This window comes from Brevibacterium sp., assembly GCF_022712115.1.
GTDB classification, from domain to species: Bacteria; Actinomycetota; Actinomycetes; order Actinomycetales; family Brevibacteriaceae; genus Brevibacterium; species Brevibacterium salitolerans.
Window position 1 is genome coordinate 1 of sequence record NZ_JALAHB010000042.1, and the last position, 10,367, is coordinate 10,367.

Annotated in this window: 8 protein-coding genes; 5 read left to right on the forward strand and 3 right to left on the reverse strand. The window is 69.8% G+C overall.

What is annotated here, in order from left to right:
* The first annotated feature begins 158 nt into the window (after window positions 1-158).
* Window positions 159-2,018: an ABC-F family ATP-binding cassette domain-containing protein gene (locus tag Q0A33_RS02355; protein ID WP_291792533.1), complete on the forward strand. Its 1,860-nt coding sequence runs from the start codon at window positions 159-161 to the stop codon at window positions 2,016-2,018.
* Here the strand turns inward: Q0A33_RS02355 and Q0A33_RS02360 are convergent.
* The 3 genes from Q0A33_RS02360 to Q0A33_RS02370 all read right to left on the reverse strand — a co-directional run bounded on the left by Q0A33_RS02360 (window position 1,955) and on the right by Q0A33_RS02370 (window position 4,758).
* Window positions 1,955-2,830, reverse strand: a complete 876-nt coding sequence (locus Q0A33_RS02360) for a DUF4365 domain-containing protein (RefSeq protein ID WP_291792512.1) — start codon at window positions 2,828-2,830, stop codon at window positions 1,955-1,957. The genes Q0A33_RS02355 and Q0A33_RS02360 overlap by 64 nt on opposite strands.
* Before the next feature lie 148 nt (window positions 2,831-2,978).
* Entirely contained in the window at window positions 2,979-3,965 is a 987-nt protein-coding gene (locus Q0A33_RS02365; RefSeq protein WP_291792515.1) for an MsnO8 family LLM class oxidoreductase, read from the reverse strand.
* Between the two features lie 175 nt (window positions 3,966-4,140).
* Window positions 4,141-4,758 carry a MarR family transcriptional regulator gene (locus Q0A33_RS02370; protein ID WP_291792518.1) on the reverse strand — a complete coding sequence of 206 codons (618 nt, stop codon included), beginning with the start codon at window positions 4,756-4,758 and terminating at the stop codon, window positions 4,141-4,143.
* A 260-nt stretch (window positions 4,759-5,018) separates the two neighbouring features.
* Here Q0A33_RS02370 and Q0A33_RS02375 point away from each other — a divergent pair, with 260 nt between their 5' ends.
* The 4 genes from Q0A33_RS02375 to Q0A33_RS02390 all read left to right on the forward strand — a co-directional run bounded on the left by Q0A33_RS02375 (window position 5,019) and on the right by Q0A33_RS02390 (window position 10,362).
* The gene (locus Q0A33_RS02375; RefSeq protein WP_291792521.1) at window positions 5,019-6,116 is read left to right on the forward strand and encodes a BMP family ABC transporter substrate-binding protein; all 1,098 of its coding nucleotides are present in this window, start codon (window positions 5,019-5,021) and stop codon (window positions 6,114-6,116) included.
* Between the two features lie 120 nt (window positions 6,117-6,236).
* A complete protein-coding gene (locus Q0A33_RS02380) occupies window positions 6,237-7,808 on the forward strand; it encodes an ABC transporter ATP-binding protein (protein WP_291792524.1) in 1,572 nt (523 codons plus the stop codon).
* On the forward strand, window positions 7,805-9,073 hold the full coding sequence (locus Q0A33_RS02385) for an ABC transporter permease (protein ID WP_291792527.1): 1,269 nt from the start codon (window positions 7,805-7,807) through the stop codon (window positions 9,071-9,073). Before Q0A33_RS02380 ends, Q0A33_RS02385 begins: the two co-directional genes overlap by 4 nt.
* Window positions 9,070-10,362 (forward strand): ABC transporter permease, encoded by a 1,293-nt coding sequence (locus Q0A33_RS02390; RefSeq protein ID WP_291792530.1) that lies wholly within the window; start codon window positions 9,070-9,072, stop codon window positions 10,360-10,362. The genes Q0A33_RS02385 and Q0A33_RS02390 overlap by 4 nt, the downstream gene beginning before the upstream one ends.
* The last annotated feature ends 5 nt before the right edge of the window (window positions 10,363-10,367 follow it).

Consider the following 10,367-nt stretch of genomic DNA (forward strand, 5'->3'; position numbering starts at 1 on the left):
CGGGGGCGGGGGGGGGTCGGCGCGCCTCCCCCCCGGGGCCCCCCGCTGGCCCCCGCCCCCCCTGGGGTGTCGCGGCCGGGCCTCCCTGCCGCCCCCCCCGCCCGCCCGGGGCCGCCGCATCTTACACCACCCCGCAACACCCAAGGAGTCACGAGCACCTGCTCGGCGCCCAGGAGATCAGCCACGCCAACCCCAACCGGCCCCTGCTGGAGGGCGTCACGCTGGGAGTGGAGGCCGGTGACCGGATCGGCATCGTGGGACGCAACGGCGACGGCAAGTCCACCCTCGTGAAGATCCTCGCCGGTGTCCTGCAGCCGGACTCCGGCCGCGTCACCCGTCGCGGTGACGTGCGCACGGGCTACCTGGAACAGGTCGACGACTTCGCACCCGGGGCGACGATCCGCGAGGCCGTCGTGGGAGAGGCCGCGGACTACGAGTGGGCCGCGGATCCCAAGATCCGCGATGTCATGAGCGGCCTGCTGGGCGATCTGGACCTCGAGACACCCATCTCCTCGCTGTCCGGCGGGCAGCGGCGTCGCGTTGCCCTGGCGGCGCTGCTCGCGGGCGAGCACGAGGTGCTGTTCCTCGACGAGCCCACCAACCACCTCGACGTCGAGGGCATCGCCTGGCTGGCACGGCACCTGAACCGCCGCTGGCCCGCAGGCCAGGGCGCGCTGCTGGTCGTCACGCACGACCGCTGGTTCCTCGACGAGGTCACCACGCAGACCTGGGAGGTCCACGACGGGACGGTGGAGCAGTACGAGGGCGGGTACGCCGCCTACGTCCTGCAGCGTGTGGAGCGCCGCCGGCAGGCGGAGCAGGCGGAGGCGAAGCGGCAGAACCTCATGCGCAAGGAGCTCGCCTGGCTGCGCCGCGGGGCTCCCGCACGCACCTCCAAGCCCAAGTTCCGCATCGAGGCGGCCAACGCGCTCATCGCGGACGTGCCGCCGGTGCGTGACACCACGGAGCTCGTGGGGATGGCCACCGCCCGGCTGGGCAAGGACGTCTTCGAACTCGAGGACGTGAGCGTGTCCTTCCCGGGCCGGGAGGAGACGGAGGAGGACACCACGGTCCTCGAGGACCTCACCTGGATCCTGGGCCCGGGCGACCGCGTGGGCATCCTGGGCCGCAACGGCGCCGGCAAGTCGACGCTGGCGGGCCTGCTCACGGGCGATGTCACCGCGACCTCGGGCAGGGTGAAGCGCGGCAAGACCGTGAAGGTGGCCGTGCTGGATCAGCAGCTGCGCGACCTCGAGCCCGTCATGGACGACTTCGTCCGCACCCTGCTGGGGCAGAAGAAGGCGGCCTACCAGACGGCCGGCGGCGAGCTCACACCCGGACAGCTCGCGGAGAAGCTGGGTCTGGGCGATGTGCTCGCCAACCGGGTGAAGGACCTCTCCGGCGGCCAGCGCCGCCGCCTGCAGTTCCTCCTCACGCTGCTGGACGAGCCCAATGTCCTCATCCTCGACGAGCCGACGAACGACATGGACACGGACATGCTCGCCGCGATGGAGGACCTGCTGGACACCTGGCCGGGCACGCTGTTGGTCATCTCCCACGACCGCTACTTCATGGAGCGGGTGACGGATGACCAGTTCGCGGTGCGTGCGCGGCATCTGCGGCACCTGCCCGGAGGAGTGGACGAGTACCTGCGGCTGAGTGCGGCGGACGACGCCGAGGCCGGGGCTCGGGATGCGAAGGCCGTGGGTGTGCGGGCGGCGGGTGCCTCAGGTCCGGCGGACGGCGCCTCGGGTGCAGCGGGCACGGCCGAGGCCGCGGGGGAGGGGTCCGGGCTGTCCGGCGCCCAGCTGCGTGCGGCGCAGAAGGAGCTGAACGCTCTGGAGCGGAAGATGGGCAAGCTGGAGCAGAGCGTGGAGAAGGTGCAGGCGAAGATGGCCGCGCACGACCAGTCGGACTTCGAGGGGCTGACGAAGCTCACACAGGAGCAGAACGGCTATCGCGAGGAGCTGGCCGCGCTCGAGGAGGCCTGGCTGGAGCTGTCCGAGTCCGTGGAGTGACGTGTGCGATTCCATTGGCTGTTGGCGAAGCAGGAGATGAGCCACATCGCTTCGTCCGGGTTGAGGATGTACTCGCCCAGCAGCGGGGTGCGTTTCAGCAATTCGTGAGGGACCAGCTGGCGGTGTCGGTCGGTTCCTGGCAGGAGCAGGTCATCCGGAGTGATAGGGATCGGGTGCGGTTCGAGGTCGTCGTGGACGAGCAGAGCATGATCGGTGCCGAAACGCTGGATGAAGGCCATGCGCTCTCCGTAGATGTTGGGCGAATAGGCGATGTAGTCGCGGGGGCTGACCGCGATGCCGGTCAGCTCCTCGATCGCATTCGCTATGTCTCGTGTCCCGTCTATGTAGCCTCGCATCTCCGCGACGAATGCCGGCAGGCTCTCCGCGGTCAGCGGCGAACTGTGGGGGACGGTGATCGCCTGTATCTCCTGCATCGTCAGCTTCGCGTGCCGGAGCTGTTTGCTCGCGTTCGCCCAGAAGAGGGATCGCTTCTCGGGGTCATGGACGACGCAGGCCACCGGGATATTGCTCTCGCTCCAGTTCGCGGCATGTTTCTCGACAGGGACCTGGTAGCCCTGCCCGCGGCGATATGAGACTCCGCCCTTGACCTGGACGGCGACGACGTAGCCGGTACGGGCATTCCCCTCACCGAAGGACACGTGTAGGTCCTCGCCGAAGTCGCTGGTACCCGCGATCTCGTCCACGACATACCCGTGCTCCTCGAGCAGTAGCCGGAGCACATTCACCGCATTGCGCGAGGTGACGTGCGAGGGAGGGATCGAAGGCCGGGGAGGAACTTCGTCACGGTCCATTGTCATTGCTCCTCAGGGTGCGGCTCGTGGCGAGGGAGTACCGCCGCCACGTCCGTCTTCCAGACATCGTCTCATCGCAGAATCTCCTTGTGCAGCCGTCCAGAGGTGTTTCTTCAGCCGTCGACAGCGCAGATCGGTTTCAGCACCCTCACCCCAGCTCCTCCGCAAGTCCGGCGAAGGCCTCGTCCAGCTCCGCGAGGTCCTCGCGGTCGTAGGTGGAAGTCGTCGCCATGATCTCGTCCGCCTGCGCCGCGGCGGCGAGGTCGCGCAGGCGCGTCGCCACGGTCGCCCGGGTGCCGGAGACCGCCAGCGCACGCTGTTCCTCCACCCGGCGGCGGGTCCGGTCCTGCCACGTCCGGGCACGGATGGCCGAGGCCGGTTCCAGGGGCGGGAACGCCCCCAGCTCCCGTGAGCGGGCCATGGCCCAGGCCTCGGGCAGGGCCAGCTCCTCCGCCCGGTCCGCGGTCTCCGCGACGAAGACCTCGAGAGAGACGATCACGCGGGGTGCGCTGTCCGAGAAAGGAGAGGAATCGGCGCGGAATTCCCGCCTATAAACGGCCAGGGCCTCGGGCATGTCGTCGCTGAGCACCATCGGTCCGCCCACCACCACGGGCAGACCCAGCCGTGCGGCGATCCCCATCCCCGCACCGGTCGCGAGCACATGCAGGGGGATGGGGCCGGTGACGGGGCGCGCCGTGAGCGCGCCCGCATCGGTGAGGTAGCCGCCCAGTTCCGCGAGGTTCGCCTCGAAGTCCGCCGCCGAGGCCGCCTCGCGCCTCAGCGCCCGCCTCACCGGGGCCGTGAAGCCCAGAGACCGGCCCGCTCCCAGGTCGATGCGCCCCGGGTGGAGGGCCTCGAGCATGCGGAACTGCTCCGCGACCACGAGGGGCTGGTGCTGTGGCAGCATCACCCCGCCGGAGCCCAGGCGGATCCGCTGCGTCGCCTGTCCCAGCGCGGCCAGCAGGACGGCTGGCGCACCCGAGGCGATCCCCGGCACCGCATGGTGTTCGGCCACCCAGAAGCGGTGCAGGCCCAGCTCCTCGGCACGGCGGGCGCGCGCGAGAGTGTCGTGGAGGGCCTGTCCGTCCGGATGGCCCGCGCGGGTGCGGGAGCGGTCGAGCAGCGAGAGGCGCATGTCCGGGGCAACGGGGAGCCGCGACGCCCTATTCCGCGACGGCCTGTTCCGCACCGGACGGTGACGGCCGGAGGGCGGTGCCGCAGACATGCGCAGGGCCCCGCACAGATCTCCCTGTGCGGGGCCCTGCGGCCGGAGGCCGCGGCCTCAGCGGCCCTGCGGCATCACGCTTCTGTCAGCTCGCGACGCTGCCGGACGTGCTTCCTGCGGAACCGCTCTGCTCCGCCTGGAGCGCGCGGCCCTGGGTGGCGCTGCGGAGGTTCTCGCCGTTGCGCTCGAAGGCCAGCGCCACCGCGCCGTTGGCCTCTGTGAGCGTGGAGAGCAGCTCCGTGTAGCCGGCCAGCTGCTCGTCGCCCTGGGCGGGGAACAGGGACTCGTACTCGTCCGCGATGTGCGAGTAGAAGGAGGCCAGCAGCTCCATCGTCTTGTCCGTCGCGTAGATGGAGATGCGGCGGCGGTCCGCGGAGTCGCGCTCGCGCAGGAGGTAGTCCGCGCGCACCAGGCGCTCGAGGATGGAGGTGAGCGTCGAGGCGGACAGCGAGAGCTGGCGCGCGATGTAGCCGGGCGTCGCCGTGCCCTCCTCGTCGTCGACGAACACCACGACCTGGAGGACGTGGAAGTCGATGAGGTTGAGCCCGTGCGTGTGGGCGAACTGCGCGGTGAAGGTGCGCGAGGCCATCGCCTGCGTGAGGTTGGTGTGGATGAGGTCGTACACCTTCGCCCGGTGGCTCGCAGGCTGGCTCGGGTCGGTGGATGCCTGCGGGAGCAGGTCCTTCAGTGGTTCAGGAAGCATGGGGACCAGTGTAGTTCACAACGATTGGGTTTCGATTGGTTGAAAAAGTGTCAGTTCTCCGAGAGTTCGATCCCCGACCGTGGAGAATAGATCTTCGGCTTGACGGGCGACTCTCAGGGAGTGCACAGGTCCCGGTGAGCTGATACCAGCGAGCCCCTTCCGGCGCCGCGGTGCGTCACACGAGCCTGCGCGTGAGCGCGCGCCCGTGAGTCACCGTCTCCCCGGAGCGGACTCTCGTGATCGTGGAGAGAGAGTTAGAAGTGAAGCGTCAGCATCTCGCATCAGCTGCGGCGATCATCGCCTCCAGCGCCCTCGTGCTCAGCGCGTGCGGGGAGGCCCCGGAGGAGAGCGGCTCCGCAGGCGGAGGCGGTGGCGACAACGCCGACTACAAGGCATGCATCGTCTCCGACGCGGGCGGATGGGACGACAAGTCCTTCAACCAGTCCGCGAAGGAGGGCCTCGACATGGCCGTCGAGGAGCTCGGCATCGAGTCCGCGGAGGCGGAGTCCAACGCGGACTCGGACTTCGGCCCCAACGTGGACAACATGATCTCCCAGGGCTGCAACATCACCCTGGGCGTCGGCTTCCTCCTCGAGGGCGCGGTGCACGAGGCGGCGGAGGCCAACTCGGACCTCCACTTCGGCCTCGTCGACGCGACCTTCACGGACGAGGACTCCAACCCCGTGGAGCTCGACAACGGCAAGCCCATCATCTTCAACACCGCCGAGGCCGCCTACCTGGCCGGCTACCTGGCGGCGGGGATGTCGGAGTCCGGCACGGTCGCCACCTTCGGCGGCATCCAGATCCCCTCCGTCACGATCTTCATGGACGGCTTCGCGGACGGCGTGGCGAAGTACAACGAGGACAACGGCGACGACGAGGTCAAGCTCCTCGGCTGGGACAAGGAGGACCAGTCGGGCTCCTTCTCCGGCGACTTCGACAACCAGAGCCAGGGACAGGCGCTCACGGAGCAGTTCATCTCCCAGGGCGCGGACATCATCATGCCGGTCGCCGGTCCGGTGGGCCTCGGCGCCGCCTCGGCCGCCAAGGCCGCCGGAGACACGAAGATCGTCTGGGTCGACCAGGACGGCTACGAGTCCACGGAGTATGGCGACATCATCCTCACCACGGTGCAGAAGGAGATCGCCACCGCCGTCAAGGACACCATCGCCCAGGACGTCGAGGGCAACTTCTCCGCGGACCCGTACGTGGGCACGCTGGAGAACGGCGGCGTGGACCTGGCTCCCTACCACGACTTCGAGGACGAGGTCCCCGCGGAGCTCGATGAGAAGGTCCAGGAGCTGAAGGAGCAGATCATCGCCGGCGACATCGTCGTCGAGAGCCCCTCCACCCCCTGATCGTCAGACTCTGCGCAGGTCCCGGAGACCCGGATCCTTCCTATAGGCTTTCGCCCGGAAGACGCCGGTCTCCGGGACCTGCGCATCTCACACCCCCTCCGTCAACGGGAGCACCCGCCTGTGAAACTCGAACTCAGCGGTATCACCAAGCGCTTCGGTTCGTTCACCGCCAACGACTCGATCGACCTCGTCGTCCAACCCGGAGAGATCCATGCCCTCCTGGGGGAGAACGGCGCGGGCAAGTCCACGCTCATGAACGTCCTCTACGGCCTCTACGCGCCGGAGGAGGGCGAGATCCTCATCGACGGGACCGCCCAGCGCTTCTCCGGTCCCGGCGATGCCGTGGCCGCCGGTATCGGCATGGTGCACCAGCACTTCATGCTCGTCCCCGTCTTCACCGTCGCGGAGTCCGTGGCGCTGGGCTACGAGCCCACCCGCGGCGCGGGCATGCTGGATCTGCGCGAGGCCCGGCGACGGGTCCAGGAGATCTCCGCGCGGTTCGGATTCCACATCGACCCGGACGCGGTCATCGAGGATCTGCCGGTGGGCGCCCAGCAGCGCGTCGAGATCATCAAGGCGCTCTCCCGTGACGCGGAGGTCCTCATCCTCGACGAGCCCACCGCCGTGCTCACCCCACAGGAGACGGACGAGCTCATCGGCATCATGCGCCAGCTCAAGGAGCGCGGCACCTCGATCGTCTTCATCACGCACAAGCTGCGCGAGGTCAAGGCGATCGCGGACCAGATCACCGTCATCCGGCGCGGCAGGGTCGTGGGCACGGCGGTGCCGGAGTCCACGGAGTCCGAGCTCGCCGGCCTCATGGTGGGCCGCGAGGTGCACCTGACCACGGACAAGCAGGCGTCCGAGCCGGGCGAGGAGACGTTCGCCGTGGAGGGCCTCACCGTCGTGGGCAGCGGGGAGAACCTGCTGCTCGACGACGTGAGCCTCTCGGTGCGCCGGGGCGAGGTGCTCGCCGTCGCAGGCGTCGACGGCAACGGCCAGTCGGAGCTCGCCGAGGCGATCCTGGGGCTCGTGGAGCCGCGCACGGGCACGATCGTCCTCGATGGGGAGGACCTCGCCCACCGCAGCGTGAAGGAGCGCCTGCGCGCCGGGATCGGCTTCGTGCCGGAGGACCGCTCCACCGACGGGGTGATCGGCGGCTTCTCCATCCGCGAGAACATGATCCTCGACCTCTACGACACGGAGCCGTACGCCTCGGGCCTCTCGCTGCAGCCCGCCACGATCCGTGCCGAGGGGGAGAAGAAGGTCGAGGAGTTCGACATCCGGCTCAGCTCCATCGACCATCCCATCTCCACCCTCTCCGGCGGCAACCAGCAGAAGGTCGTGCTCGCCCGCGAGCTGGGCCGGCCGCTGCGGCTGCTCGTCGCCAGCCAGCCCACCCGCGGTGTGGACGTGGGCTCCATCGAGTTCGTCCACAAGCGCATCATCGCCGAACGCGACTCCGGCACGCCCTGCCTCATCGTCTCCACGGAGCTCGACGAGGTCTACAACCTCGCGGACCGGATCGCGGTGATGTACAAGGGGCGGCTCATGGGCATCGTCCCGCCCACCACACCGCGTGATGTGCTCGGCCTCATGATGGCCGGGGTGCCCGAGGACGAGGCGCTCGCCCGCGTGGCGAGCGGCGAGGACGCCACAGAGATCTCCGCGGCCGAGGAGGACCCCGCATGAGTGAGAAGACCGCATCCCCGGCGCCGGTCCCGTCAGGGTCCGGGGCGACTTCCGGCACCGGCGATCCCGGCACCGGAGGCCGCCAGCCGGCGCGCCGCGGCGAGCCGCGGCCCGGCGTCCTGCGCGACCTCCTCTCCGGCTCCTGGATGGTCTCGCTGCTTTCGATCGTGGTGGGCCTGCTCGTGGGCGCCGTGCTCATCGCGGCGTCCAACCCGGCCGTCCAGGACACGCTCGGCTACCTGTTCGCCCGGCCCTCGGACTTCTTCGTCGCGACGTGGAACGTGGTGACTGAGGCGTACCTCGCGCTCTTCCGCGGTGCCGTGTTCGACTGGCAGGCGACCAGCTTCGTCCGCTCCGTCCGCCCGCTGACGGAGTCCCTCGTCGCCGCGACGCCGCTCATCCTCGCCGGCCTCGGGATCGCACTGGGCTTCCGCTCCGGCCTCTTCAACATCGGCGGACAGGGCCAGGTCATCATCGGTGCGGTCTGCGCCGGCTTCCTCGGCTACTGGCTCACCCTGCCGCTGGGCATCCACATGCTCGTCGCGCTGCTCGGCGGCGTGGTCGGCGGTGCGGTCTGGGGCGGCATCGCCGGTGCGCTCAAGGCCCGCACCGGCGCCAACGAGGTGATCGTCACGATCATGCTCAACTCCATCGCGGGGTTCCTCATCGCCTATCTGCTCAAGCAGCAGTGGTTCACGCGCTCCGGCAGCGCCAATCCGCAGTCGCGGTCCGTGGACGACACCGCGGCCCTGTTCCCGCTGCTGCCGGACCCGTTCCGCCTCAACGCGGGGTTCCTGCTCGCGGTCGCGGCGACCGTCTTCGTGTGGTGGCTGCTCGAGCGCTCCACCCTGGGCTTCGAGTTCCGCGCGGTGGGGGAGAACCCCCATGCGGCGCGGACCGCGGGCATCTCCGTGGGACGCGTGACCTTCCTCGTCATGGCGCTGGCCGGGGCGCTGGCCGGCCTCGCGGGCGCGGCACAGGTGCTGGGCACGGAGGACAAGCTCACGATCGGCATCGCCGGTTCGCTGGGCTTCGACGCCATCACGGTCGCGCTCCTGGGGCGCTCGCGCCCGCTGGGCACCTTCCTCGCCGGCCTCCTGTTCGGCGCGTTCAAGGCCGGCGGCTACACCATGCAGGCGCAGACGGGCACGCCCATCGACATCGTGCTCGTGGTGCAGTCCGTGATCGTCCTCCTCATCGCCGCGCCCCCGCTGGTCCGCGGCCTGTTCAGACTCCCCGTCCCCGCCGGAAAGGAAGCGCGATGACCGCCACGCCCGCGGGGCCGGCCGCCCCCGCGTCCCACCCGGCCCTCCGCGCCCCCGTCGACGTGAAGTTCCCGGTCGTGTACGGCGGCCTCGGCCTCGTCACCCTGCTGGGCTTCGGCCTCTTCAGCGGCACCGGCGGCAAGCAGACAGTCTTCTCCTTCTCCTCCGGCCGCGACTTCTTCCACGTCCCGGACCTCACGGTCTCCGCCTGGGGGACCTCCGTGGGCGCGGGCATCGTGCTCCTCATGATGGCCGCGGCCGCAGCATGGCTCGCGACGCGGCGGGAGAAGCCGGGTCTCTGGTTCCCTGTGGTCTTCGGGGTCCTCTTCCTCTTCGCCTTCCTCACGTGGGCCGGCGCGGACACCGGGCGCATCCCGCTGACCCCGCTGCTCGCCGGCGCCCTGGCGCTGTCCGTGCCGCTGATCTTCGGCGCGATGGGCGGGCTCATCGGGGAGCGCTCCGGCATCGTCAACATCGCGATCGAGGGTCAGCTGCTCGCGGGGGCCTTCCTCGCCGCGGTGGTCGCCTCCGCGCTCAAGAACCCCTATGCGGGCCTCGTCGCGGCCCCCATCGCCGGAGCGCTCGTCGCGGTCCTGCTCACGTTCTTCGCCATCCGCTACTGGGTCGACCAGATCATCATCGGCGTGGTCCTCAACGTGCTGGTGGTGGGTGTGACGAACTTCCTGTTCTCCACCGTGCTCACCGCGAACCCGGAGACCTGGAACGCCCGGCAGACGCTGCCCTCGCTGCCCATCCCGCTGCTCGCGGACATCCCCGTGGTGGGGCCTGTCTTCTTCAACCAGACGATCCTCGTGTACCTCATGTACCTCGCGGTCGCCGTCATCCACGTGCTCCTCTTCCACTCGCGCTGGGGCCTGCGGACCCGGGCCATCGGCGAGCACCCCAAGGCCGCGGACACGGTGGGCATCAACGTCAACCGGTCCCGCGTGGTCAACACGCTCATCGCCGGCGGCATCGCGGGCCTGGGCGGTGCCTTCTTCACCATCGGCTCCGGTCTGGCGTTCGGCAAGGAGATGTCCGCGGGCCAGGGCTACATCGCCCTGGCGGCCATGATCCTCGGCAAGTGGAGCCCCGTCGGCGCCGTCTGCGCCGCTCTGCTGTTCGGCTTCGCCCGCAACCTGGGTAACACGCTCTCGACCATGGGCACCCCGGTGCCCAGCGACCTGCTGCTCATGCTGCCCTACATCGTCACGATCTTCGCCGTCGCCGGCTTCGTGGGCAGGGTCCGCCCGCCGGCCGCCGCCGGCAAGCCGTACTCCGCACAGTGACGGGA

Excerpts from the sequence above, each read along its gene's own strand:
- Q0A33_RS02360 (WP_291792512.1), bottom strand. The coding sequence starts at position 2,830 with ATGGACCGTGACGAAGTTCCTCCCCGGCCTTCGATCCCTCCCTCGCAC.
- Q0A33_RS02365 (WP_291792515.1), bottom strand. The coding sequence starts at position 3,965 with ATGCGCCTCTCGCTGCTCGACCGCTCCCGCACCCGCGCGGGCCATCCG.
- Q0A33_RS02370 (WP_291792518.1), bottom strand. The coding sequence starts at position 4,758 with ATGCTTCCTGAACCACTGAAGGACCTGCTCCCGCAGGCATCCACCGAC.
- Q0A33_RS02385 (WP_291792527.1), top strand. The coding sequence starts at position 7,805 with ATGAGTGAGAAGACCGCATCCCCGGCGCCGGTCCCGTCAGGGTCCGGG.
- Q0A33_RS02390 (WP_291792530.1), top strand. The coding sequence starts at position 9,070 with ATGACCGCCACGCCCGCGGGGCCGGCCGCCCCCGCGTCCCACCCGGCC.